The following is a 23,538-nucleotide window of genomic DNA, read 5'->3' as shown; positions in this document are numbered from 1 at the left end:
GGATGCCCCGAAATTAGAGCGGAGTTTCGAAATCTGTCAGCTCGTAGTTGAAGGGAGTGCCATTGAGTCTGGAAACTTCCCTTGCAAGGAGCCAGTAAACAAGAGAAAGGGCTTTTCTACCTTTGTTGTTTGTCGGGATCACAAGGTCCACATTTGAGGTCAGGTTGTTTGTATCACAGAGTGCTACAACAGGTACCCCAATGCTTGAAGCTTCCTTCAGGACCTGGGCATCTCCGGCCGGGTCGGTTACGATTATAACGTCAGGCTCAAAGAAACCATGGATCTGAGGATTTGTAAGGGAACCTGGAATAAACCTTCCGAGCATTGCCCTTGTGCCGAGCGCCCTTGAAAACATTCTTGCAGGGTGCTGCCCATACTGCCTTGAAGAGACTACAAGGATCCTGGAAGGATCGTAGTGAGAAAGAAGTTTTGATGCAACTCTGATCCTTTCGTCTGTTGACTGGATATCAAGAACGTATAACCCGTCAGTTCTGACTCTGTATACGAAGCGCATCATATCCTGAGTCTTCTGCTGGGTTCCTATATGAACACCTGCTGCAAGGTATTCGTCGATAGATACAAGGGATGTGGACCCTTCTTTAACGGAAGCTGCGTCATCATCAGCTACAGGTACGGTCTTTACTGCGGCTTCCTTTTCAGGTGCAGGTTTTGCTTCAGCCACGACATCTTCTTCAGGCAAAGGCTGTGCTCCGGTTTCTTCCTGCCCTGTCTGCTCAATTTCCTCCATAAAGTCACCTCATAATATATAGATCAACAATAAATTCGTTCAGCATCTGAAAGTATCCCAATTACGTTTTTAACTTTTCTTACGTTTAACCGTTATAGGAATAACTCCGGCCTTCAACTCTGCAATGGCTACACCCAGGGGGTCCAGCCGTCCGTCATCTTCAACCAGGACAGGAGCCCCCATTGCAATCTGCAATGATCTTGCACCTACAATTCGTGCACGCTCGAACCGGGTATAATTTTCCTTGACCAACAGATCACCCTGAAACTTAAAAACGCTCCGATGAATTCCGATAATCGAGAAGCATGATAAATTTAAATTTGACATATTCAGTACACACCTGAAAACCAGTACCCCTGGAAAAAGGGAGATGGGACCGCTGAGATTCGAACTCAGGTTCCGGCGTCCCGAACGCCGAAGGATGGACCAAGCTACCCTACGGTCCCTTACTGGTACGGTGAAAGCACGTCAACAAGTTCGACATGGCTCAGGAACATTCTGCGGCAGCAGTAGCGGGAGATCCCGAGATCATCCAGCACTGCAGCAGTGTCTTCGCCGTCGCTGACGCGCCTTTTGTACTCATCCCAATAGTTTGAGATTACTTTTCCACATGAGAAACATCGGACTGGGATCATAACTTTCCTTACCTGTAAGATTTCTGATATTTAGATCTTGCTCCAGGACCACCAAAGTTCTTGGCTTCTTTCTGCCTGGAATCGCTTACAAGTAAATTGCGGTCATAAGCTGCAAAGTTGTCTCTGATGGTTGTGTCATTTGTCCATTCCACAATACCACGGGCAACTGCAGTTCTTGCTGCATTGGCCTGCCCAACGATTCCACCGCCCTGGATATCAACATTGATGTCGAGCCCCGAAACAACATCGTTTCCTGCAATAATCAGGGGCTCGGAGATCTTCATCATTGCAAGCTCGGGTTTATAGAGCTCGAGCGGAATTTTGTTGATCCTGACCTTACCTGTACCTTTCATGACTGTTGCGCGAGCAGTTGCAGTCTTGTGCTTTCCAGATGAATTAACTACTTTGACCATGAGGACTCACCCATTAAAATTTAGAACCCAGTTTCTGGCTCACTTCACCAAGCTCCACGTACTTGCTGGAACTCAGAAGCCTCATGTCGGCATCTGCGATGGTGGTTGTCTCAGCGCCCTTAAGTTCGTAGGGAACACCTACATAGACTTTGAGCCTGGACATTGCGTCTCTGCCTCTTGCTCTCTTATAGGGCAGCATGCCACGAATAGTCCTCTTAAGAATGCGGTCCGGACGCTTCGGGAAGTAAGGCCCGAATTCCGTTGCACCCCTGTCCCGGGTTTCCCGGTATTCCCTTAGAGTGGCTGCCCTTGAGCCAGAAATGATGGCTTTTTCGGCATTTATGATATAAACCTTTTCGTCTCCTGAAAGCAACTGTTTTGCAACTGAACTTGCAAGACGCCCCAGAATAAGCCCTTTTGCATCGATAACCGTCATTTTTGTCACCTCAGCGGAAAATCCTGATACCGGACCCTTTTGGATTTGCTTCCATGATCTCTTCCACACTCAGACACTTGCCGCCGGCTTCAGTGATCTTTTCAACTGCAGAATCGCTGAATGTTACAGCCGCGACAGTAACAGGATGATCAAGAAGACCTGCACCCAGAACCTTTCCGGGAACAAGCAGGACATCGTCTTCAGAAGTGTGCCTGTTGATCTTGCTTATATTCACAGCCGCATAGTTTCTGGACGGCGCCTCAAGACGTTTCGCAATATCCTTCCAGATAGGTGCAGAATCTACATTTGCCCTATCTTTCAGGGTAAGAATCAGGGAAACGATTCTTGGATTCGTTTTTCTTGTTAGTTTTACCAGTGATTTTTTACCCAATGTATGTTCCTCCGCAAGATTTTTTGAATCTCACTCACGCGGAAAAAATCCCTATCGCGTTCGAACATCGCTATCACTGCCGCAGCTCAGAGGCTCGAGGCAGTAAATTAAATATCAAGCGAGTAGTCGGATTGGTATGATGTGAATAACATTTCTAGTACATAAAGATTATGCGTAATCGGAAGAGCCAAGAACAGCCCTTGAAACCTTCTCATGTACTCCTTCTATCCTGCATCCGAAGTTTTTTGCCACGATAAGTGCCACTATTCGGATGTCCACAAGATAAGAAAGGCGTTCCTGCATGGAATTGATCTCCGAAACAAGCCTCTGCTTGTTTATTCCGGCGTCTGCGGAAATAAAATCGAGGACCTGTTCAAAGGAGATTTCTTCCCTATGACGGCTGGCATTTCCAGGCTTTCCGGATTTTCCGGGTTTTCCATGGAGTTCTAGAAAATTTTCGGGCGGTTTAAAAGCATGAGGAAGGCGAACACTGTCAACATCGAAGCAGGGCGTAATTATGCCGTCCTTCAGGGAAAGCAGTCCTGCTTCAAGGGCACGTGCCTTTACCTCAGATGCGGTTTTAGGAGAAAACCATTTTAGATCAAAAGCAAGGGAAAACTCAAAGTCTTTTTCCGGGAGAGAAACAGCAAGATTTTTCTTAAAAGGAGCCGAAACAACATTTTTAAGTTCTTCCATTCATGAACCTCGAAAGATAACTGGCACCGCCAGGCACGTATGATAGTATAATAATAGTCCCATATAACCCGTATAACCCACCGAAACCGGTTTAAAATTCAGGCAAATTCCGGAAAAAAGTAAGCATCTCCGGCACAGGAGCTTCAGGAGCTTTAAACCTGCACCGGATAAGATATTTTTCGGAACTATCCTTTATTCAGCTTATTTTGTATTCTGAAGGGTTACAAGCTTGGCACTGAGGATTCCAGGGACTTTCCGGACCTCATCAAGGATTGCATCAGAGACATCGGTATCCACATTAAGAACCATCATGGTCACGCCTCCGACTTCCGACCTGCCAACCTGCATGCCTGAAATGTTGATGTTGTTTTTCCCAAGAACCATGCAACAGGGGCCGATAACGTTCGGTTTGTTGATATGTTTGGCAAAGATCATACGGCCAGCCGGGAAGATGTCTACCTTATCCTCATCAACGGAAACTATCTTGGGCTCATCCCCAACGACAGTCCCTGCGATCATCTTTGTTGTTTCTCCGCTGGAGAGCCTGATACTGACAGTGGAAGAATACTCTTCTGCAGATTCGGACTTGCTTTCCACTACTGCGATTTTCCTGGACTTCGCAAGGGTTGGAGCGTTGACATAATTTACCCCGGACCCGACAGCCATTTCAAGCAGTCCTTTGAGAGCAGATACGGTGAGGGGGCGGGTATCTTTTCCGGAGATTTCCCCGTTATATGCAATTTCTACCTTTTCATAGTTGCTGTCTACAAGCTGACCTGCAATTTTACCCATAAGCTCTGCGAGCCTGATGTACGGAGCAAGAACCGCCATAGCTTCGGGTTTTACGGACGGGATATTGATTGCATTCTTTGCAGGCCCTCCGGAAAGGACAGAAACAACTTCTTTGGCGATATCGATTGCAACATTAACCTGAGCTTCCTGTGTGGAGGCACCAAGGTGAGGCGTTACGATAACATTGTCAAAGTTAAGGAGAGGACTGCCGAAAGGAGGCTCTTCGACAAATACGTCAATAGCTGCACCGCCTACTTTGCCACTTTCAATGGCTCTTGCGAGGGCTTCTTCGTTGATAATGCCGCCGCGGGCGCAGTTGAGAATCCTGACTCCCTTTTTCATAAGACCAAACTGCTCATCATCGAGAATGTTCCTGGTTTCCTTGATGAGAGGAGTATGCACTGTAATGTAGTCGGCTTCTTTTGCGATTTCATTAACTGTAGCCAGCTTGACTCCGAGTTCTTTAGCCCGTTTCTCGGAAATGAAAGGATCGTATCCCATAAGGTTCATTTCAAGCCCTGAAGCCCTCTTTGCCACTTCAGATCCTATTCTTCCGAGCCCTATAACTCCAAGGGTCTTGCCCTTGACCTCAACGCCCATGAACTTGTTGCGCTTCCATTCTCTGGCTTTGAGGGAAGCATTTGCCTGAGGGATATTCCTGGACATTGCCATCATCATGGCAATTGTGTGCTCAGCAGCCGAAATCATGTTCCCCTCGGGAGCGTTGGTTACGATGATACCTTTCTTTGTGGCTGCATCCACATCTACATTATCGACTCCGACACCTGCCCTTCCGATAATTTTCAGATTGTCCGCAGCCTCGATAATTCTCTGTGTAACCTGTGTACCGCTGCGTATTACAAGGGCATCGTAGCCTTTTATTTTTTCCACCAGCTCGTCTTCAGAGAGCCCGGTGCAAACGTCAACATTAAAGTGTTCTTTTAGAATCTCCAAACCTTCATTGGAGAGTGAGTCGCTCACTAATACTTTCATGACAATTTCTCCGGTAAATACGATAAACATGAGACGCTAAATTTTAACAAAGAATACCAATCAACTTAATCACACTTAAGCGTTGTTACAAGTTTTTAGATAGGAATTCTTCACTTATTGAATCAATAAAGTCCATTCCGCAAGTTAACCTACAAGCCTTATAATCCCAATTTTCGGCTCGTAGCACTGCCCTCCTGCAAGAAGGGAACGCACAACTTCTTCCACAACCTCTTCGGGAATTCCTCTTGAAATTGCAGCATCTATAAAGGAGGCATAATCAATTCCCTTGCCCCCTCCCATCTCCCTGAGCAGTTCAAGTACAAACTCTTTCTGGTCAGCCTTGGCTTCTGTAGAATCCTCGGATTCGAGATCAAGGGCTTTAAGCCCTTCCCTGATAGAAGCCCTGAGCTGCTTTACAAACTCCTGTGGAGCACGCTCCCTTTCAAGTGCAATGGAAATTCCTTCAGCAAGATCTTCGGAAATTCCCCTCTCGAGCAGGTACTCCCTGAGTGTTTCTCCGCGGTATCCGCTTTCAAGAGCATCCGAAAAAGTCTCAAGCCTGTCAACGGTCTGTTCCGCAGTATCAACAACCCACCTGCTGCGGATCTCTTCATCTACCACATTAACTTCTTCTGCACGGATCGAAACGAAAACCGAGCCTGGTTCTGGTTCATAAATCCGGGCTTTTCCAGTGAGGGCTATGAAAGCAGGCACCTGCACCGTTGAAAAGAATATGGAAGCATCAGGCTGAAACTGACCTGCATATACCGTAAAAGCCCCTGTAGGGTCAACTATCCGGGCTTTCCACATGTCATTCTGCGTGCCTATGCTATCAAGTTCGGTGAGTACACCTACTGCAAAGACGCGGTTAAGAATTAGCCCCAGAGGGCTGATAAGAAGGTTAGGGGATTTCGAATCAGCTGCTTCTGATACAGGTCTTTCCGATTTCTCAAGTTCCCTGCAGGCTTCGAATTCCTTTGCAAAAACTCTTTTTGCGATTTCCCGTTTAAGCAAGGCTTATTCCTCCCCCGGAAACCTCCGAACATTGTTCCTCTTCATCCGGTCCGAGCCTGCGCAACAGCTCGACTACCCTAACAGCAAGGTCATCATCAGGCACCCATGCGTGTTCTGCAACAAAAGAAATTCCGTATTCTCCATTTGAAGAATTCCCGCGCACTGCAATATATCGGCCTGTAAGGAAGCGCCTGAGATCTTCGTAAACAGCATCTTTGGAAATGTCGGAAAACATAAGCTGTTCGGCTTCTTCAAGTGTTTTCCCGTAAATGGTTTCTGCAAGCTCCCTTGGAAACATAACTGACATTGCCCCGGTCCCATCATCCAGTACGGCTTTAATACGCATATCCCTTACGCCCTCAACCTTGCCGTGAACCCTGCAGTTTGCTTTCTGAATAACGCGGCTGCATTCGGGACAGCGGGAAATTATTCCCGAGCCGGGCCTGACGGAAACGATATTTCCTGCGGCAATCACATCGAACATGCTGTCTCTTGAAGCTATTTCTTCAATTTTCAAAGGGGCAGGGTCTTTTGAAGCGGACTCGAAAGTAAAAGCAAGCTTTTCAGCATCTTCAGCCGTAACCGCGGAAACTCTGGTGCTGCTAACGAGATTGATAGAAGGCATCCCCCTGAACATGCGTATCTGGGCTCCTTCTATCCTGATTATGCTCCCTATGTCAATTCCAGGAAGTTCAACCCAGGCAGTAAAGGGCAGTCTTGCAGTCTCATCCGCGAGCACGCCGGAAATCACTTTTGACTGCTTGCCCCTGACAGGGACTTCCCTGTGGGAAAGCTGAAGTACGCAGGCTACGGTATTTACGGAAAAATCGGCGGCACCTATATCAATTAATTTCTTTGAAGGGATTTCGGAAAGTTCGGAAAGCTGGGGAAGGGAAGAATCAGGAACTCTGGATACCAGAGACTGTTCTCCGATAGAGAGCCTGACTCTGTTCTGCCACAGGCGGGTGTAAGCATTTTTGATATTGATCGCATCTCCGACCGAGCCAGGAAGTTCTTTCCAGGAAGAAAACATGACAGAACCCGTTTCGTCTGCAAAAACCCCTGTATACAGCTTTGAAGGCCCCTCATGAGCCCCTTCTTGAGGGCGGAGAGGCTTTTCTCCTATGTCCAGGATCCTGCCCGTTATTTCAAAATTCTTAAGGGAAGCTGAAAGGTCTTTTACTTTCAGGATTTTCCTTTTCCCACCAAACTTACGGAGTATGGTGTCCTTTGCAATCTCAGGCGAAACGCGAAAAGCAAGAAGTTTATAAAATTCTGCCCGGATGCCAGTCTTTTCAATATCTCCAAGCGCCCTGGTTAGCTCTTCAAGGTGGGGCGCAATTTTCTCGTCCATTTTAAGCCTCCATTTGAGACAATAATAAAACAATTCAGATATAAGGGTTTTAGCTTTTAATTTATAGCTCAGTATTTTACAACCTAACCCCTTATAGTTAATCAGATTTCAAGCATTGTGTTTTGAATCATAACCATGGATAACATCACTTTCAATCGAATCCATTTAGAAATGTACTAATCCAAAATATCGCAAAAACTATTGAAATGATAAGAGAGTCAATCTTCTCTTTTGATGCGTAATATCCTTCAAGTCCACCAATAATTATCAGACTTCCAAAATAAGTAAATATATCTATAATCCGCTCTATTTCTGGAAATATTCCAGCAATAAATGAACGTAGATGCAGTTCATAAAACAAACATAATGTAGGTACAGTTCCAACTATAATCGACCCAGCAGTATCTTTTGTCTGTAGCCCATAAAAGATAGGAGCTACCGAGTATACAAATATACTAACTAATACGATAAGGACTTCAATCAGCTCTGGTAATATGTGAAAATTATCAAGAGTAAAAACCAATGACGTAAAGATATGAATCGATGCAGATACTGTCAATGATAAAATTACTGATCGAATCATTTTCTTTGTCTTCGATTTTTCCATACTAAGACAACCATTACAATGAAATTGATGAACAGTTAATATTACCTGTACTATAATAGCTTCATTTCTTCTTATCCGTATTTAATTCTCCAAAAGGACGCCTTAAAATTAAGTTTGATTTTGCAATGGAAACAGGATTAATTGCTTGAATTTTAAAAAATGGTCTTAAACCTTCTTTTCAAGAACAATAGTTCAGAAACTGTGGTTCCAAAGATATATCTTTTCAGACAAAATCTTTTTCCTGACAAATTATTGAAAGAATAACCTCTGAAAAACAAATAAGATTTATTCCTGAAAAATAAAGAAGTCTATTTCTGGAAAACGGATAGAATCCGAAAAAAAGAAATTATAGGTTTTTTAAAATATAAAACGAAATTAAGTGACAATAAATAACTGGAAAAGTAAAAGGGGTACTGAGATGAAAAATACAAACGGTAAGGACTCACAGGCACTAAAAATTATAGCATCTGTTTTTATTCTGGCAATTATATGTATGTCTTCTGCCGCTTCTGCAGCAAACCTGCATGTAGACCCTGAAGCAGAAGAAGGATATACCACTATCCAGGCTGCCGTAGATGCTGCAAATGCAGGGGATACCATATTTGTAAGCCCCGGAAATTATGTTGAAAACCTCAAAATAGACAAACAGGTGAGAATCTGGTCTGACTCGAGAAACCCCGGAAATACAATTGTAAAGCCGGCTGACCCTGCAGAAAGCCCTGTAGAAATAACCGGAGACAGGGTAACTTTCAGCGGTTTTGGTGTAGGGGATTCGGAAAAAGCAGGGATTTTGCTGACAGGAGCTAAGAACTGCTTTATTAACAACAACAGAGTGCAAAATTCCGAATATGGGATTCTTCTGCAGCAGGGCGCGGAGGGCAATAACATAAACGGAAACATTGTAACTCTGAACGAAGTGGGGATCAGGATTGAAGGCTCAAAGTCAAACACTATCCAGGACAACCTTGTTGCTTATAACTACGGGCCCGGAGTGTCCCTTGAAGAAAGCACCAGGAATATTTTCTATAATAACTACTTCAAAAACGCAGAGAACGTTGAAGACAATGCCATAAATGCAGACAATTCCTGGCAGAGCACCCTTACAGTCAAAAGTAACCTGATCAAGGGCCCGTACATAGGAGGGAACTTCTGGGCAGACCTCGAAGGTACAGGCTACAGCGAAACCTGCGTGGATGAAAACAGCAATGGAATATGCGACAAATCATATGAGGTAGCAGGGGGCGGATCCGATAAATCCCCGCTCTTCCCCAAGGTTCCTAATGCTGTCAAAGCCCTTGAGAGCAAACTGGATGCAGAAGCTTATGAACTGGGCATGGAAACCAGAGGCGTACAGGGAGAGGATATCGAAACTCCTGCAGGTGAAGTAACAGGAGAAGACGAACCAGCAGCAGAAGGTGAAACAGAAGCCTCAGAAGAAAATAAAGCCCCAGCACCAGGTATTGGATTTACGGTTTTTGCGGCAGGAGCAGCTTATTTCCTGAAGCGGAGAAAGTGAAGAGAAAAGAAAAATAACGAATAAAAAGCCCTTAAATATTAAAAGAGGAAAAGAAGAACGGCCATCTAGAGCCGTTCTTTTTACTCGTGAACTTATTTTATATATTTTATTTTATATCGAACGCATTCAATCGTGTCTGTTGATTTAATTGTCAATAGAGCCGTATCCATAGCCCTTTGCTACCCAGTTTTCAACACTGTGGTCAGATGGTCCAAGTATGTTTGAACCTGAACCGACTTCAACATAAGGGGATACATTCCACATAACGTTATCACTAACGCTAATTGACCCTTTTGCGTTCCAGTTTCCAACACCTGCGCTGCTGCTTGATCCTTTGTAATCGTGCATAATGTTGTTATGGACTTTCACATTTGTCAGCGTATTCTGGAGCTGAACGCAGCACCATCCTGACCCTGCACTGCCTGTAAAGGTGTTATGGTCAACTTCAATATTTGCGCAGTTGTCCACTCTCACACCTGTATTGGTCTGGACCTCAACATAATTGTTATACATTCTGGAATCTTTGGTGCCGGACAGGAATGACACGCCATCGTGTCCTGAAGACTGCATTCTGCAGTTGTATACCTCTATCCCGGAACTTTTGCTGATTCTGACCCCGTCACCATACAGATATCGGGTTAGAAAGATATCATGCACTTTGGCATCGGTTACGGAGGTGAATTTTATGCAGTTTCTATATGCGCCGTGACCTCCATCCTTAGGTCCGGTTGCTGAACTCTGGAACTGAAGATCAGAGATCTCAACGTTAGAAACTCCTGACCCGAATATGTATGCAGGTGAACTCTCGGAATTGCAGACTGAACCGTCAGCATAGATGATTGTATCGTCGCCTGCACCTTTCAGTACTACATTGGATTTCAAAATTATAGATGCACTTATCTCATAAGTGCCAGCTTCAAGGATAACATATCCAGGATTATCCGGTGTTGCTCCTGATGCTACGGAATTAATTGCATTATTAATTGCAGTCTGGGAATCTGACCCGGACGTCGGACTTACTGTTATTGTGTTCTGTGCGCCTAACGCCGCGGGTACGGTTGTTAAAATAAGGCATGCTGCTAGGAATAGGGTTCCTATCTGTCTATTTAGCATCGTATCACCTTTGGGTTGGTCTGGAACTTGAGTAGACTCAAAAATCATAAGGTTAGAGTCTATATTTCCCAAAAGCAAATACGGCAGTTAAACTAAGACATGAAGTCAGGAATAGGGTTTCCTGTTTGACATTTGGCATCGTATCACCTTTGGGTTGGATTCAGAATTTTGGGTTAACTCAAAAACTATAGATAGCTATAGCTCTCCAACAGTTGATACGGTTGTTAAAATAAGACACATTGTCTGGAGTAGGGTTCTCAGATTTTTTTTAAGCATCGTATCGCCTCTGGATTGGATTTAGAATTTGAGTAAACTCAAAAACTCCAGGAGAATCGTATAATCTTCCCGGATATTTCTCAAATTTCCATATTACGTCGTACTCGTAATGCTTTTCCGAACTATCTAATTAGACCGAGTATGTATCAAACATCTAATTATGCGGATCTATACGGTAATTCAAAATTTAATTACGTCTGCGCAATACTTTTGAATCTATCCAGTCCGATTCTCTGCGTTTTGTGGGGCGGACACGGTGCAGAGGATTTTCCACTCTCCAATCACATAATAGGGATCAGTCACTGGAGGTAGATCCGAACTTAGTATTTTTGCCTTATAGCATTCAAACTTCGTTGCTGACCAGAGGATTTCATTCCTTTGATCAATTGTTATCTATTCAGTAATCAGGCATCCAGCCAGGTCAACTCCTGTGAGAAGTTTTTAGCTATTTAATACTTTATTTAATCGCTGAGTTGACAACAACCTTCATAAAGGTTATATTATAAAAGATTTTGCATTAATAGGAGAAGAATTTTAGAAAATAACACATAATAGCAAAAAAACAATATCAAGTAACAAAATTTAATTAAATAAGCGAAAAGAGTTCGAAATTAAAGGAAAGGAAACAGAAGAAAAAGGATAGTAATTTGCCCCTTTTCTTCCTGGGAATCATTTGTGGGCAAAATAAGCCACAACTTCTTTTCCGTTTACGGCATCAATCCTGCAGAAACCAAAACGTTCAAACTGAACCATTTTGTCAAGCTCGGTTTCGATTCCGTGTTCTCCTATTCCTTCGATATCTCCCTCAGGTCCGCGAACTTTTACAGGAATTCCATCAACTGGTACCCAGTGAATGATTTTTCCTTTTGCTTTTTTGAGGTCTTCGAGAGAAGTTTCAGAACGCTTTACCTTCAGCGGAGAGAGAGATGTGATTTCAACGTTGCAGAGGTCTTTTAAGCGGAGGACAGAACCCACATTGAGTTTTTCAATGTCCTCTGCACATACAAGGACCTTATTTTCGATTGGGATTTCCCTCATTCCTCTTGCATGGTCTGTGGGGTGGCGCGGAACCTTTGCGACTGCAGGTTTCATGCCTTCAATCTCAAGTTCTACCGGGTCCCAGACGAAGAAGTACCTGTTTGCAATCGGGTCTACGATTTTGCGGTTCTCGGCATAGAGGGACTCCATACTGATGCTCACGTCAGTCATCCCGACTCCCATCTCAATCATGAATTTTTTGAGGGCTTCAGCCTTAATTCCGCGGCGCCTTATTGCCCTGATTGTAGGAAGGCGAGGGTCGTCCCAGCCGCTGTACTCTCCTTCTTCGATAGCTTTTCTGAGGGTGCTTGTGCTGAATTTCCCGAACTCATGGATCTTTACCCTGCCCCAGTGGGTTGTTTTCGGGTATTTCCAGCCGAAGTATTTGTATATATACGTCTGCCTTTTTTCGCTGTCTATGAGGTCTTTGCCCCGGATGATATGGGTCATGCCGAGCTCATGATCTTCGATCGCGCCTGCAAAGTCCAGAAGGGGCCAGACAACGTATTTGTTTCCGATTTCAGGGCGGGGATGAGACATTTTCCTGATCCTGAATGCGCCCCAGTCCCGAAGTGCAGGGTCTTTGTGCTCTATATCTGTCTTTATGCGCAGCACAGCCTGCTGGTCTTTATATTCCCCGGCAAGCATCTTTTCCCAGTGCATCAGGTTTTCTTCGGGGCTCGTATCCCTGTGAGGGCAGGCTTTTTTGGCATCCTTTAACTGCTTGAAGTCTTCCCCTTTACAGAAGCAGACATAGGCTTTTCCCATCTCGATCAGCTTTCTTGCGTAATCATAATAGATAGGGAAATGGTCAGAAGCACGTACAACCTGGTCAGGCACAACCCCTAGCCATTTAAAGTCATCAAGGTACCAGTCGTAGGCTTCAAGCATGGGGCGCTTTATATCCGGGTCAGTATCGTCAAATCGCAGGATAAATTTGCCTCTGTACATTTTCACGTACTCGGAATTGACTACCATTCCCCTTGAGCTTCCAAGGGTTGCGGGCCCATTGGGGTTAGGAGCAAAGCGCATTACGACCTTACCCATTTCTGCTCCTTCGAGGGGTTTTAAGCCTTTGTCAGGCTCTTTCTTCACACTCAGGGCTTCTATAAGCTCGGGAGCAATTTCCGACAGGCGATTCTCCCAGGCTTCAGGGCTCCCTTTAGCAATTTCGGAAACAATATTTCCAAGGGCAGCAGATACCCCACTGGGGTCAGCCCTTAACTGGGGACATTCTCCCATAACTTTGCCCATAACAGCCTTGGGCTGAGGGGCTTTACCATATTTTACAGCGTTTTGAAGAGCGTATTTTTCAATTATTTTGATATCTTCAGGACTTAATGTCATAGAAGCTTCTCCAGAGATAAACATCATTTAGATCTTTGTCGAGTGAATAAGGATGGTATATAATTTGAACTGATAGATAAACCCACGGAAAGGCAGGCAGTTCCTGGAATGCACTGAGTTCAATTTCGGAAAAAAACATGTGAATAGGATTATAAAAAGTCACCGAAGCCCGGAACTTCAGAAGAAGTAACTGATAGCAAAAAAGCATATCCAGAAGGGCTTTAAGAAATCAAAGGCTTTACTTAGGAATCGTAGATTCAATTTCCCGGATGCGGGATATTTTGTCATTGATTTTGCTGATTTCCCTTTCAAAGTCCTGCAGGAATTTAATGACAGAGTCTCCAGGAACGGCTCCCTGGGCTGAAGGTCTGATAAGGTTTGCCTGCTCAAGGACTCTGAGGGAATAACGTACCTTATGGTTCTGCATCCCGGTAACTTCTGCAAGCTTAAGGATCCCTATGGGGCCTTCTTCGATTACCTTTTTGAGCACAATAAGGTGGCGCTCTGTAAGGTCAAGTTCGGTTGCAATATGCTCGAGTAGCATCAAATGACCTCGTTTCTAAGTGTTCCTATCCCCTGGATCTCAACCTCCACGGTATCTCCCCTATGGAGTTCCCCAACTCCCGAGGGCGTACCTGTAGCAATCACATCTCCTACTTCCAGGGTCATAATTTCGGTGATGAACTCAATGAGATACGGGATATCAAAAATCAGGTTTGAAGTGCTTGACGACTGTTTTGTTTCCCCGTTTACCCTGCAGGCGATCTTTGCATCGGAAATGTCGATTTCTTCCGTAGAGACAATATAGGGGCCCAGGGCTGCGAAGGTGTCAAAGCTTTTTGCCCTTGTCCACTGCCCATCCTTTCGCTGGAGGTCACGTGCGGTCACGTCATTAAAACAGGTATAGCCTGCAATTACGTCATCGGCTCTTTCGGCGGAAATATTTTTACAGCGCTTCCCTATCACAACCGCGAGTTCGGCCTCGTAATCCACCCTGGAACTCGAATCAGGATAAATAATCTTGTCTCCGTGACCTATAACCGCAGACGGAGGCTTTAAAAACAGGATAGGGACTTCAGGAGTCTGCATGGAAAGCTCTGCTGCGTGATCCTTATAGTTGAGGCCTACGCAGACGATTTTAGTAGGGAAGGAAGGAGGCAGAACTCGAAGTTCCGAAAGCTCAAATGCCCCGGCAGAGGTTCCTCCTGTGGGATACACTCGCCCGCCTTCGATTTCACCGTAGAAAATATTATCGCCTGACCTGAACCTGCCAATCATATCTTTGTCTTCCCATCCAATTTTTATGGGCTTTTTACCCGCTTTTTTCAAAGTTTAAAAGGATATATCTAAACTTAAATTTTAACTCTTCGCCCACTGGCATCCCTTGAATATTTTCCGAGCTCGGAACCAGTGAGTTGAACCCCGGAAAATACAGGCCCGTCCTTGCAGACTCTTAGCCCTGACTGGTCTATGCAGCAGGCCCCGCATACTCCGATTCCGCACTTGAAATAACGGTGAAGGCTGAATTCTGCCTTATCGAGAACATTCTTTTCTTCGAGGAACCTGAAAACCGAAGCCATCATAACTTCAGGCCCGCAGACTGCAATTCTGTCATAGGCTGCGACATCAAGGCTTCTGAGGGCATCAGTTACAAACCCTTTAATTCCTTTTGAACCATCGTCGGTAGATACATAAACCTTTCCAAGAGCCTTAAAGCGCTCTTCAAAAAGCAGGTATTCCGCACTCCGCGCGCCAAGAACAATATCCACTTCCGCACCTGCGGCAAAGGCTGCCTCGGCATAGGGAGACAGTGGAGCAGCTCCGACACCGCCTGCAATGATAAGCACTTTTTCACCTTTAGCAGGCAGGGTAAAACCTTTTCCAAAGGGACCTCTAAGCCCGAAAGAATCTCCTTCTTTTAACTCAAAAAGCTTTGAAGTTGCCTCACCTACTTTCTGGACGGTTATCGAATTCTTTCTGGAGAGCCCCATAGGAACCTCGTCCACGCCCCTGACCCAGACCATTACAAACTGGCCTGGCTCCATATCCTCAAACCCGTGGTCAAAGAAAAAAGTCCTTATCAGGGAGGATTCTTCAGTTATCTGTGTAATTGTAGCATTAATAGGAAGCATCAGACCATCTCGTGGGCAAGCCCTATAATTTTCTTTATATCCGAATAGCCTTTTCTCTTGAGGAAAGCTTCTATCCCTGCACCGATTTCAGAGAATATATCTACCCTATCATATACTGCAGACCCGACCTGAACAGCCGCTGCTCCAGCCATTATAATTTCCACAGCATCTTCCCAGGAAGAAACTCCTCCTACACCGATTACCGGGATTTCTAGAGCAGTATAGAGGTCGTAAACACATTTGACTGCTATGGGTTTTACAGCTTTCCCTGAAAGCCCGCCTGAACGGTTTCCAAGCACAGGGTATCCGGACTCAATATCAATAGCCATACCTCTTACAGTATTGATCGCAACAACAGCATCCGCCCCCCCGGACTCGGCTGCATTTCCAATACATGTAATATCTGCGACATTGGGGGTCAGCTTGACCCAGACAGGGACATTGACAACATCCTTTACTGCTGCCGTAACTGCTTCAACAAGGCATGGGTTCGAGCCTACTGCAGCCCCATAACCTTCGGCATGGGGACAGCTCACGTTAAGCTCAAAGGCATCAGGCTTTGCGGGAAGCAGACCCTCAGCAACTTCGGCAAACTCGGAAGGATTACCACCGAAAATGCTTGCAATTACAGGAGCCTCAGAGTTATTTTTTGCAAACTCGAGCTCCTGGAGGAAGCCGGGATAAGAAGGGTTAGGAAGCCCCATAGCGTTTAAAAAGCCGCAGTCCAGCTTTATCATGCTCGGATTCGGGTGCCCGGTCTTTGGGGCAGGACCTATGGATTTAGTCACGACTGCCCCAGCCCCTCCTTCACGTGCGACCCTGCAGAGGGAAGCCCCGGTTGTCCCGAGTACTCCGGCTGCAAGAATAGTAGGATTTTTTAATTTAAGTCCGGTGAGAGTATACATTAAATAACTCCATTTCCTGCCCGCAGGCAGTTTCTGCATCAATAATCATACGAATTTTCGGAATCACATGCATTTCTGGAGATCTGAAGGAGCGCCTCTTCAGCAAGTCTCCTGCCGCCCATTTCTACAAGCCTGTGACCCAGTGCCCTTGCCTGTTCAAGGCCGCCGCGCATAGGGATAAATTCGTTGATGCTGACAGCCTCCCTGCCGTCAAGAGAAAGGACTTCAGCCCTTACATGGATTTCCTGTTTATCAGGCGTAAGTTCGGCATATGAACCCACAGGGGTTGTACAGCCCCCTCCGAGTTCGGCAATAAGGATGCGTTCAATTTCGGTAACAATCCTGCTCTCGGTATGGTCAAGCCTGGAAACTGCATCCTCAGCCTCTGTGCCCGCTCTTGTTACCACTGCAACCGTGCCCTGGTTAGGGGAAGGGCAGAAAAAATCAGGGGAAAGGATTTCTCCTTCAAGCTCCCAGCCCATGCGTTCAAGCCCGGCTTTTGCGAGCAAAATTCCGTCATACTGCCCTTCTCTGAGTTTTCTGAGCCTGGTATCGATGTTTCCTCTAAGGTCCTGTGTGATAAGGTCAGGCCTGTACCTTTTGATCTGGGCAGTCCTCCTCAGGGAGCTTGTGCCTATAATGGACTGTTCGGGAAGCTCATCAAGAGGAGTCCCGTCGTATGTGAGCAGAAAATCAAAGGGGGTGTCGCGCTTCAAAACCGCAACAGTAGGAAGCGCCTGCGGGCGGATTGTGGGCATATCCTTCATGGAGTGGACTGCGATATCGATTTCTCCTGCAAGCATAACGTCGTCCAGTTCACGGACAAAAGCTCCGACTCCTCCGGATACGGCATGCAGGGGGCGGTCAGTAAACCGGTCCCCGCTGGTTTTTATTATCTTAATGCTGGTTTCAACGCCCTGCTCTTTAAGAAGGCGTGCGACATTCTCGGCCTGGGCAAGCGCAAGCTGGCTGCCTCTTGTACCTATTATCATGTAGAATCCTCAAACGTTTTCAAACATAAATTCTGAGAGGTATAAATTCTCAGAAATGTAAGCCTTAGAGATTTTCCGCATAAGCCTCAAGGGTTTTTTCAATATCTATATCGTTATGAGCTGCGGATATGAAATTGGTCTCAAACTGCGATGGAGGCAGGAAAACCCCGCTTGCAAGCATCCTGTGGAAGAAAGCAAGGTAACCTTCTTTATCACATTTCAGGACTTCTTGGTAGTTATGCGGCATGTCTCCGAAGAAAATCTTGAACATGGAACCAATTCCGCATACATTATAATCAAGACCTTCGTCTTCAATGATCTCTGAAAGTACAGCCCTCATGTAATCTCCGGCTGAATTCAGTTTTGCGTGAATATTTTCCTCTTCCAGGTAATCAACCATTGCAATTCCGGCGGCTACGGAGCATGGGCTTCCGCTGAAAGTCCCTGCCTGATAAACAGGTCCCGAAGGTGCGATCATTTCCATAATTTCACGCTTTCCACCGAAGACCCCTATGGGCAGACCTCCGCCTACAATCTTTCCAAGGGTAGTCATATCAGGCACTACCCCGAAGAATTCCTGCGCCCCGCCCATTGCAAGCCTGAATCCCGTGATAACCTCGTCGAAAATAAGAAGCACATCGTTTTCTTCCGTGAGTTTTCTGAGCTCCTCAAGGTATCCGGGCAGTGGGAGGACAGGGCCGATGTTCCCGAGAACCGGTTCAATGATCACTGCTGCAAGGTCATCCCTGTTCTTTTCCACAAGAGCGGTCATTGTTTCAATATCGTTGTAAGGGGCCTGCAGGGTATGTTTCGTGAAATCCGCAGGAATTCCGAGGGAATCGGGCTCTCCAAGGGTTGTTGCCCCTGAACCTGCCTTTACAAGAACGGCATCATGGGCTCCGTGGAATCCGCCTTCGATCTTAATGAACTTGTTTCTGCGTGTAAACCCGCGGGCAAGGCGGAGGGCACTCATTGTTGCTTCCGTCCCTGTAGAAACAAAACGGAGCATATCAATGCTAGGATAATAGCTTGCAACCTTCTCCGCAAGGGTCACTTCAAGTTCAGTAGGGGTTCCGTAGAGCCAGCCTTTGTCAAGCTGCTGTCTAATTGCTTCCTTTATAACAGGGTGGTTATGCCCGAGGACAGCAGGACCATATGCAAGGCAGTAATCAATATACTCATTTCCGTCAAGGTCCTTTATCCTCGAACCATTAGCAGAAGCGGTATAGAAAGGATATGGCTTAATTGCTCTTACCGGGCTGCTAACCCCGCCCGGAATAAGGGTTTTTGCTTTCTCAAACATTTTTCTGGACTTTTCAAGTGTAATCTCAGATACCATGAACTCTCACCGGATAACTTAAACGTCTGATAAAGGGGGTAAGTAATTAGATGGAGTAAGTAAATTAAATTGAGTAAGTAAATCAAATCATAGTGAAGGGACGCCGACATTAAGGGATTATAGCGAACCTCTGGATTAAGTAAATATTATTTTCTGTGTTCCTTATTATCCTTATAACAGAACCTTCCCCTATTAAGCAGTTTTTGCTGATGACATCAAGGTTTTAACATGAAACCAAACCTCAACTTTAAGGTTCAATCCATCAATCCGCTCACATAAGCTATATACTTCCCAGATTCTAAAACCGAAACTTGAATTCTCTTTTCTATTTCTTCCGGTAAATATACCTCATTTCTTCAAGTTTGTTCAAATGAAACACAAAAACAGAAAAATTTAAGCATGAAAGTGAAGACCACCTTACTTAATAAAAAAAGGAAACTGCCCCACTATGGCCCATACTGAAAATGAAGAAGAGGTAAGGAGATTTAAGAAATGATAGATGAGAAAATAAACGAAATTCCATCCATACCAAAATACACAGCTATTCCGAAAGATGATTGGGTTGCAACAATCACGCTTCAGACAAAATGTGAAAAAGATCCGGAATCAAACGAAGCACCTTTTGATGCATTGAAACAAATCATTAAAAAGATTCTGTCAAATACAGACGGAGACGGGATTATACTTTTCCCTGCAGGTTGGCTGAACACGGGAAAAGACAGAGCCAATTCGATATATCCTCAGATATAGGAGATTACAAAGACCCTTCTTGAAAAATACGACAGGCACATCTTTGCTGTAATTGGCATCGATGGATATCTGAATCCAAAAGGCTACGGATATAAGAATCCGAAAGGCTACGACCGGGATCAAATAGGACTTGCAATTGACAAGTCTGGCATACAGGCCATTGCCAGAAAACACTACCTTACAGATTTAGAAAAGCAAGAATGCTTTTCTGATGTGGTACCAGCGAAAGGCCCGAATGAATTGGAATGTGGATAGCCGAGAATCTTTGAGCTTAACGGGGCTCGTTACTACATTGCGGTCTGCAATGACATCTTCTGGGCACATCGAACAAAGCCAGATAAGATCCCTGATTGTTCAGTGATTCTTAATCTAATTCATGTATTTGGCAAAGATAAATTTAAGGGATTCTCGGATTTTAATAGAAAAGGAATGGGATTGGAATCAAAGTCATGGAAGTGTCCTGTTTTTGGAAGTGTCAAATTCGATGGACGGGAGATTCCTCAAAAATGGGCAACAGGCATTTTCTGGAAATTTGATGAGGGAGTCAACACAAGAACTCCAGGAACAACTATTGACCGTATGTCAATTGATAATCAGTTAGGTTCAGATTACAAGTTACGTTTAGATTGCAAGTTACTGGAAGGATTTGTTTGCATCAAGATTTTCAAAGACATACCTCAAAAAATAGAGGCAATACCTTTGCTCGAACCGGATAAATAAGAACATTATCAAAATTGAAGCACCCCTTTACAGGGGCTTATTTCAACATTCGTGCAGCATCCTTTGCAAAGTAGGTGATAATGAAGTCTGCTCCTGCTCTCTTGATAGAGACAAGGGACTCGTAAATAGCTTTTTTCTCATCAATCCAGCCTCTGGCTGCTGCGGCTTTGATCATGGAATACTCTCCGCTCACGTTGTATGCAGCTGTCGGCATGCCGAACTCGCTCTTCACCCTGTACACGATATCCAGATAGGGGAGAGCAGGCTTTACCATAAGGATATCCGCGCCTTCTGTTACATCAAGGGTTACTTCCCGGATAGCTTCATCGCCGTTTGCAGGGTCCATCTGGTAAGTGGAGCGGTCTCCGAAGGAATACCCTGATTCGGCAGCTTCCCTGAAAGGCCCGTAGAAACAGGAATGGTATTTTGCGGCATAGGACATAATCGGGATATTCTCAAACCCGGCGATGTCAAGAGCCTCACGGATTGCAGCTACCATCCCGTCCATCATTCCAGACGGAGCCACCATATCAGCTCCTGCTTTTGCATGGCTGACGGCGATCTTTCCCAGGACTTCGAGAGTGGGGTCGTTAAGGACTTCTTTAGTTTCAAAGTCAACTATTCCGCAATGCCCGTGGCTTGTAAACTCGCACATGCAGATATCAGTGATCACGACAAGTCTGTCTCCGAGTTCGGCTTTGATCCTCCTTACCGCTTCCTGGACCACATCGGCTTCCCCGCAGGAAGAACTGCCTTCCGCATCCTTGAATGCAGGCACTCCGAAAAGAATCACTGCAGGAATCCCGAGGTCTGCAATCTCTTTTGCTTCTTTTGCAACCTGGGAGAGAGGGAGATTGTATATTCCCGGCATTGAAGAGATCTCAACAGGGGAATCGATATTCTCATTCACAAAAATAGGCATGACCAGGTCATCCACGGATAAAATTGTCTCACGCACAAGATCCCTGATCTTACCTTTTCTCAGCCTTCTCAACCTGATTTCTGGAAACATGTGATCACTCCTGAATTATAATGCTTTACCTGTAAATTGACCTGGTTTGATTATTTCTACCTGGATTAACTTTGATTTTCTGACTCTAATTTTCTGATTCTGATTTCCTGCACGCTCAACTTTGATCTTTTACAGCGTACTCTTCTTTAACCGCTGCATGTCCCTTTGTACAGCCCGGTTTTATCTGGTCAAACTTTGCCTGTTTCATTTTTTCAAACTTTATCTTATCCTTTTCAAGGCAAAAGACCCTTGAAACGACATCAAGGAACTCTTCATTTCCAAGTTCTGCAGCCTGGCGGAGGACTTTGGTAGGCTCTGCCAGAATTTTATTAACAATAGAATGAGTAAGATCGTCAAGAACCTCGGTTTCAATGTCCCCTATAGTATGATAGGAACTGAGCCTGTTGACTGCTTTTTGCCTCTCCCTTACGCGGACATCATAGACCTGCTTGTAAAGTTCAGAAATCAAACGGTCGGCTTTCTGACGCTTATACTGGAGATTCAAAAGCCTTATCTCTTCCTGGATAATGGCTTCTGCCTTTTTTGCCTCTTCTTTCCGCATCTTGAGGGTTCTTTCACTTATGACCCGCAGGTTGTCAATGTTGCAGAGTTCGACGTTTTCAAGCTCCACAACGGATTCCTCAATATCCCTGGGGTTTGCAATATCGATAAGAAGGAGCTTTCTGTTCCTTCCCTTAATAGTTTCTTCAACGATTTTCCGCGTAAGAATGTAATGTGGAGCGCCCGTACCGCTGATAACCACGTCAGCCCCAGGGAGATAATCCCTGATATCATCAAGCCTGACTGCATGTCCGCCGAGCTCGAAGGCGATTTCTTCGGCTTTCTTATAAGTGCGGTTTGCAATGTAGATAGCTTCAATATCCTTTTCGGCAAGGGCTTTTGCGACCAGGACACCGATCTCTCCTGCCCCTATCACAAGCACGTTTTTTCCTGTGAGCCCTCCAAAGATATCTTCAGCAAGGTCTACAGCCGCAGAACCTATGGAGACCGAACCTTTGTTGATTCGTGTCTCATTCCTGATCCTTTTGCCTACCTGAATGGCTTTTTCAAAAGCCGTATCAAGGATCTTGCCTGTGGTTCCGGCTTTTTTGGAATAAGCGTAGAGATCTTTAATCTGCCCGAGGATCTGGTCTTCTCCTACTATCATGGACTCGAGTCCGCCTGCAAGCCTGAGAAGATGTTCAAGGGACTCGTCATGCCCGTAGAAGTCAATGATATGGGTGGAAGCTCCCATTTCTTTTGCAAAAGAGAAAAGTATACTGCTGCTCTTGGGGGAAACAACATAGATTTCAACACGGTTACAGGTTTTTAAGACTACGCACTCGTACACATACTCATGATTATACAGGTTATGGAGAAGCCCGTCCAGATCTCCGTGCCAGGCGGACTCCATTTCCTCAACTTTTGCTTTTTTATGGGATATAACCATACTTGAGATTTCTGTCACAGAGAGCCTCCGGATAGAATTAATAAAGGGATAGGATGAATAATATAAGGAGTTATAAATTAAACTTTGTCCATAACTCCTGGCTATTTCTTATTAAAGGGTTTCCATTAAAGGACAACTATTTAAGATTATTCGAAATCGTTTGAAATTGCTCAGGATGACCTGATGTTATCCGAAATTATTGCATATGCTTCTTCTGCTGCTTTTTCGTAGGATCTGGAAAAGCCATTCCAGACACTTTCGCTTTCAAGGACTTTCCAGAGAAGAGACTTCCTTTCCTTCTGTTCTTTCACATGAAGTTTAAGGTAATTCCTCAACTCGTCCTGAAGCCGGATCATATCGGAATATGCAGGAGTTATTACGCCTTCTATTTGTTTACGGGTATATTTAGAGACCGCAGGACTGTGCCCGAGAGTGGAAATTCCTATCACAAGGTCTCCTCTTTTAATAACTGACGGGATTACAACACTACCTAAAGCATCCACCTGATTAATCAAAATATCGCTTTCCCTAGCAATATCAGTTATCTTCCGGTTAAGTTCCGAACTGCTTGTTGCAGGGATTACAAGAAAAGCCCCTGAGATGATTTCCCTGAGTTTGGAGTCCGAGGCTGCCTTAAGATCAAGCTTTGACAAACGGACCTGCCCTGATGCCTCAAGTTCCCGCAGCCTTTCGGAAAAATCAAGGCTGACAACGACCGTATCTGCACAGCCGCAGAAAAGTTCAGCTTTGCGCTCCCCGACAGACCCGCCTCCGAAAATCACGATTTTCCTGCCTGAAAGGTCAAGCATGAGGGGGAGAAAATTGTTTGTTTCAGCCATTTTCAGGGACCTCGAAATATAAACATCAAT

General features: G+C 45.1%; 25 protein-coding genes and 1 tRNA gene. 3 read left to right on the top strand and 23 right to left on the bottom strand.

The window, feature by feature from the left end:
• Positions 1-13: 13 nt before the first annotated feature.
• The 12 genes from rpsB to RSJ42_RS18310 all read right to left on the bottom strand — a co-directional run bounded on the left by rpsB (position 14) and on the right by RSJ42_RS18310 (position 8,079).
• Entirely contained in the window at positions 14-748 is a 735-nt protein-coding gene (gene rpsB / locus RSJ42_RS18365) for a 30S ribosomal protein S2 (protein WP_410508654.1), read from the bottom strand.
• A gap of 69 nt (positions 749-817) precedes the next feature.
• A complete protein-coding gene (locus RSJ42_RS18360) occupies positions 818-1,000 on the bottom strand; it encodes a DNA-directed RNA polymerase subunit K (protein ID WP_324445281.1) in 183 nt (60 codons plus the stop codon).
• Positions 1,001-1,119: 119 nt separating this feature from the next.
• Positions 1,120-1,194, bottom strand: a tRNA-Pro gene (locus RSJ42_RS18355).
• Positions 1,195-1,383 (bottom strand): DNA-directed RNA polymerase subunit N, encoded by a 189-nt coding sequence (locus tag RSJ42_RS18350; protein WP_410508653.1) that lies wholly within the window; start codon positions 1,381-1,383, stop codon positions 1,195-1,197.
• Positions 1,384-1,391: 8 nt separating this feature from the next.
• Positions 1,392-1,796: a 30S ribosomal protein S9 gene (locus RSJ42_RS18345; RefSeq protein ID WP_410508652.1), complete on the bottom strand. Its 405-nt coding sequence runs from the start codon at positions 1,794-1,796 to the stop codon at positions 1,392-1,394.
• A gap of 13 nt (positions 1,797-1,809) precedes the next feature.
• Positions 1,810-2,232, bottom strand: coding sequence for a 50S ribosomal protein L13 (locus RSJ42_RS18340; RefSeq protein ID WP_410510426.1), 423 nt, complete (start codon positions 2,230-2,232; stop codon positions 1,810-1,812).
• A gap of 10 nt (positions 2,233-2,242) precedes the next feature.
• A complete protein-coding gene (locus RSJ42_RS18335) occupies positions 2,243-2,623 on the bottom strand; it encodes a 50S ribosomal protein L18e (RefSeq protein ID WP_410508651.1) in 381 nt (126 codons plus the stop codon).
• A gap of 168 nt (positions 2,624-2,791) precedes the next feature.
• Entirely contained in the window at positions 2,792-3,319 is a 528-nt protein-coding gene (locus RSJ42_RS18330; RefSeq protein ID WP_410508650.1) for a DUF2240 family protein, read from the bottom strand.
• Positions 3,320-3,520: 201 nt separating this feature from the next.
• Positions 3,521-5,104 (bottom strand): phosphoglycerate dehydrogenase, encoded by a 1,584-nt coding sequence (gene serA / locus RSJ42_RS18325; protein ID WP_410508649.1) that lies wholly within the window; start codon positions 5,102-5,104, stop codon positions 3,521-3,523.
• Between the two features lie 144 nt (positions 5,105-5,248).
• On the bottom strand, positions 5,249-6,118 hold the full coding sequence (locus tag RSJ42_RS18320; RefSeq protein WP_410508648.1) for an RPA family protein: 870 nt from the start codon (positions 6,116-6,118) through the stop codon (positions 5,249-5,251).
• Entirely contained in the window at positions 6,111-7,472 is a 1,362-nt protein-coding gene (locus RSJ42_RS18315) for a Single-stranded DNA binding protein (RefSeq protein WP_410508647.1), read from the bottom strand. Before RSJ42_RS18315 ends, RSJ42_RS18320 begins: the two co-directional genes overlap by 8 nt.
• Before the next feature lie 151 nt (positions 7,473-7,623).
• Positions 7,624-8,079 carry a hypothetical protein gene (locus RSJ42_RS18310; RefSeq protein ID WP_410508646.1) on the bottom strand — a complete coding sequence of 152 codons (456 nt, stop codon included), beginning with the start codon at positions 8,077-8,079 and terminating at the stop codon, positions 7,624-7,626.
• 418 nt (positions 8,080-8,497) lie between these two features.
• Here RSJ42_RS18310 and RSJ42_RS18305 point away from each other — a divergent pair, with 418 nt between their 5' ends.
• Complete coding sequence (locus tag RSJ42_RS18305) at positions 8,498-9,595, top strand: NosD domain-containing protein (protein WP_410508645.1); 1,098 nt, start codon at positions 8,498-8,500, stop codon at positions 9,593-9,595.
• 144 nt (positions 9,596-9,739) lie between these two features.
• On the opposite strand, the gene RSJ42_RS18300 is transcribed toward RSJ42_RS18305, so the two are convergent.
• From RSJ42_RS18300 to hemL, 8 genes are all read right to left on the bottom strand, one after another.
• Positions 9,740-10,708, bottom strand: coding sequence for a right-handed parallel beta-helix repeat-containing protein (locus RSJ42_RS18300; RefSeq protein ID WP_410508644.1), 969 nt, complete (start codon positions 10,706-10,708; stop codon positions 9,740-9,742).
• Positions 10,709-11,653: 945 nt separating this feature from the next.
• Positions 11,654-13,369: a glutamate--tRNA ligase gene (locus tag RSJ42_RS18295; RefSeq protein WP_410508643.1), complete on the bottom strand. Its 1,716-nt coding sequence runs from the start codon at positions 13,367-13,369 to the stop codon at positions 11,654-11,656.
• 238 nt (positions 13,370-13,607) lie between these two features.
• Positions 13,608-13,913 (bottom strand): hypothetical protein, encoded by a 306-nt coding sequence (locus RSJ42_RS18290; protein WP_410508642.1) that lies wholly within the window; start codon positions 13,911-13,913, stop codon positions 13,608-13,610.
• Positions 13,913-14,647, bottom strand: a complete 735-nt coding sequence (locus RSJ42_RS18285) for a fumarylacetoacetate hydrolase family protein (protein ID WP_410510425.1) — start codon at positions 14,645-14,647, stop codon at positions 13,913-13,915. The genes RSJ42_RS18290 and RSJ42_RS18285 overlap by 1 nt, the downstream gene beginning before the upstream one ends.
• Positions 14,648-14,721: 74 nt before the next feature.
• Entirely contained in the window at positions 14,722-15,501 is a 780-nt protein-coding gene (locus RSJ42_RS18280) for a dihydroorotate dehydrogenase electron transfer subunit (RefSeq protein WP_410508641.1), read from the bottom strand.
• Positions 15,501-16,445: a dihydroorotate dehydrogenase gene (locus RSJ42_RS18275; protein WP_410508640.1), complete on the bottom strand. Its 945-nt coding sequence runs from the start codon at positions 16,443-16,445 to the stop codon at positions 15,501-15,503. Before RSJ42_RS18275 ends, RSJ42_RS18280 begins: the two co-directional genes overlap by 1 nt.
• Positions 16,445-17,398 carry a hydroxymethylbilane synthase gene (hemC, locus tag RSJ42_RS18270; RefSeq protein ID WP_410508639.1) on the bottom strand — a complete coding sequence of 318 codons (954 nt, stop codon included), beginning with the start codon at positions 17,396-17,398 and terminating at the stop codon, positions 16,445-16,447. The genes RSJ42_RS18275 and hemC overlap by 1 nt, the downstream gene beginning before the upstream one ends.
• Before the next feature lie 64 nt (positions 17,399-17,462).
• Positions 17,463-18,737: a glutamate-1-semialdehyde 2,1-aminomutase gene (gene hemL / locus RSJ42_RS18265; protein ID WP_410508638.1), complete on the bottom strand. Its 1,275-nt coding sequence runs from the start codon at positions 18,735-18,737 to the stop codon at positions 17,463-17,465.
• Positions 18,738-19,229: 492 nt separating this feature from the next.
• Here hemL and RSJ42_RS18260 point away from each other — a divergent pair, with 492 nt between their 5' ends.
• Both RSJ42_RS18260 and RSJ42_RS18255 read left to right on the top strand, forming a co-directional pair.
• Positions 19,230-19,487: a hypothetical protein gene (locus tag RSJ42_RS18260; RefSeq protein WP_410508637.1), complete on the top strand. Its 258-nt coding sequence runs from the start codon at positions 19,230-19,232 to the stop codon at positions 19,485-19,487.
• A 429-nt stretch (positions 19,488-19,916) separates the two neighbouring features.
• Positions 19,917-20,207, top strand: a complete 291-nt coding sequence (locus tag RSJ42_RS18255) for a hypothetical protein (RefSeq protein ID WP_410508636.1) — start codon at positions 19,917-19,919, stop codon at positions 20,205-20,207.
• Positions 20,208-20,244: 37 nt separating this feature from the next.
• Here RSJ42_RS18255 and hemB read toward each other — a convergent pair whose 3' ends face one another.
• From hemB to RSJ42_RS18240, 3 genes are all read right to left on the bottom strand, one after another.
• Positions 20,245-21,219 carry a porphobilinogen synthase gene (hemB, locus tag RSJ42_RS18250; RefSeq protein WP_410508635.1) on the bottom strand — a complete coding sequence of 325 codons (975 nt, stop codon included), beginning with the start codon at positions 21,217-21,219 and terminating at the stop codon, positions 20,245-20,247.
• Positions 21,220-21,334: 115 nt separating this feature from the next.
• Positions 21,335-22,687: a glutamyl-tRNA reductase gene (gene hemA / locus RSJ42_RS18245; protein ID WP_410508634.1), complete on the bottom strand. Its 1,353-nt coding sequence runs from the start codon at positions 22,685-22,687 to the stop codon at positions 21,335-21,337.
• Positions 22,688-22,839: 152 nt separating this feature from the next.
• Positions 22,840-23,508 carry a bifunctional precorrin-2 dehydrogenase/sirohydrochlorin ferrochelatase gene (locus RSJ42_RS18240; protein ID WP_410508633.1) on the bottom strand — a complete coding sequence of 223 codons (669 nt, stop codon included), beginning with the start codon at positions 23,506-23,508 and terminating at the stop codon, positions 22,840-22,842.
• Positions 23,509-23,538 lie beyond the last annotated feature (30 nt).

Source organism: Methanosarcina hadiensis (assembly GCF_046529725.1).
In the GTDB taxonomy this organism is placed as follows: Archaea; Halobacteriota; Methanosarcinia; order Methanosarcinales; family Methanosarcinaceae; genus Methanosarcina; species Methanosarcina hadiensis.
This window is presented reverse-complemented; position numbering and strand designations above follow the sequence as displayed.

What these genes read in the sequence shown, in the direction of transcription:
- RSJ42_RS18305 (WP_410508645.1), top strand. Translation starts at nt 8,498, where the DNA reads ATGAAAAATACAAACGGTAAGGACTCACAGGCACTAAAAATTATAGCA.
- RSJ42_RS18240 (WP_410508633.1), bottom strand. Translation starts at nt 23,508, where the DNA reads ATGGCTGAAACAAACAATTTTCTCCCCCTCATGCTTGACCTTTCAGGC.
- RSJ42_RS18275 (WP_410508640.1), bottom strand. Translation starts at nt 16,445, where the DNA reads ATGCAGAAACTGCCTGCGGGCAGGAAATGGAGTTATTTAATGTATACT.
- RSJ42_RS18310 (WP_410508646.1), bottom strand. Translation starts at nt 8,079, where the DNA reads ATGGAAAAATCGAAGACAAAGAAAATGATTCGATCAGTAATTTTATCA.
- hemL (WP_410508638.1), bottom strand. Translation starts at nt 18,737, where the DNA reads ATGGTATCTGAGATTACACTTGAAAAGTCCAGAAAAATGTTTGAGAAA.
- rpsB (WP_410508654.1), bottom strand. Translation starts at nt 748, where the DNA reads ATGGAGGAAATTGAGCAGACAGGGCAGGAAGAAACCGGAGCACAGCCT.
- hemC (WP_410508639.1), bottom strand. Translation starts at nt 17,398, where the DNA reads ATGATAATAGGTACAAGAGGCAGCCAGCTTGCGCTTGCCCAGGCCGAG.
- RSJ42_RS18285 (WP_410510425.1), bottom strand. Translation starts at nt 14,647, where the DNA reads ATGATTGGCAGGTTCAGGTCAGGCGATAATATTTTCTACGGTGAAATC.
- RSJ42_RS18260 (WP_410508637.1), top strand. Translation starts at nt 19,230, where the DNA reads ATGATAGATGAGAAAATAAACGAAATTCCATCCATACCAAAATACACA.
- RSJ42_RS18330 (WP_410508650.1), bottom strand. Translation starts at nt 3,319, where the DNA reads ATGGAAGAACTTAAAAATGTTGTTTCGGCTCCTTTTAAGAAAAATCTT.
- RSJ42_RS18340 (WP_410510426.1), bottom strand. Translation starts at nt 2,232, where the DNA reads ATGACGGTTATCGATGCAAAAGGGCTTATTCTGGGGCGTCTTGCAAGT.
- RSJ42_RS18350 (WP_410508653.1), bottom strand. Translation starts at nt 1,383, where the DNA reads ATGATCCCAGTCCGATGTTTCTCATGTGGAAAAGTAATCTCAAACTAT.
- hemB (WP_410508635.1), bottom strand. Translation starts at nt 21,219, where the DNA reads ATGTTTCCAGAAATCAGGTTGAGAAGGCTGAGAAAAGGTAAGATCAGG.
- RSJ42_RS18345 (WP_410508652.1), bottom strand. Translation starts at nt 1,796, where the DNA reads ATGGTCAAAGTAGTTAATTCATCTGGAAAGCACAAGACTGCAACTGCT.
- RSJ42_RS18290 (WP_410508642.1), bottom strand. Translation starts at nt 13,913, where the DNA reads ATGCTACTCGAGCATATTGCAACCGAACTTGACCTTACAGAGCGCCAC.
- RSJ42_RS18255 (WP_410508636.1), top strand. Translation starts at nt 19,917, where the DNA reads ATGGGATTGGAATCAAAGTCATGGAAGTGTCCTGTTTTTGGAAGTGTC.
- RSJ42_RS18315 (WP_410508647.1), bottom strand. Translation starts at nt 7,472, where the DNA reads ATGGACGAGAAAATTGCGCCCCACCTTGAAGAGCTAACCAGGGCGCTT.
- RSJ42_RS18280 (WP_410508641.1), bottom strand. Translation starts at nt 15,501, where the DNA reads ATGCTTCCTATTAATGCTACAATTACACAGATAACTGAAGAATCCTCC.
- RSJ42_RS18300 (WP_410508644.1), bottom strand. Translation starts at nt 10,708, where the DNA reads ATGCTAAATAGACAGATAGGAACCCTATTCCTAGCAGCATGCCTTATT.
- RSJ42_RS18295 (WP_410508643.1), bottom strand. Translation starts at nt 13,369, where the DNA reads ATGACATTAAGTCCTGAAGATATCAAAATAATTGAAAAATACGCTCTT.
- serA (WP_410508649.1), bottom strand. Translation starts at nt 5,104, where the DNA reads ATGAAAGTATTAGTGAGCGACTCACTCTCCAATGAAGGTTTGGAGATT.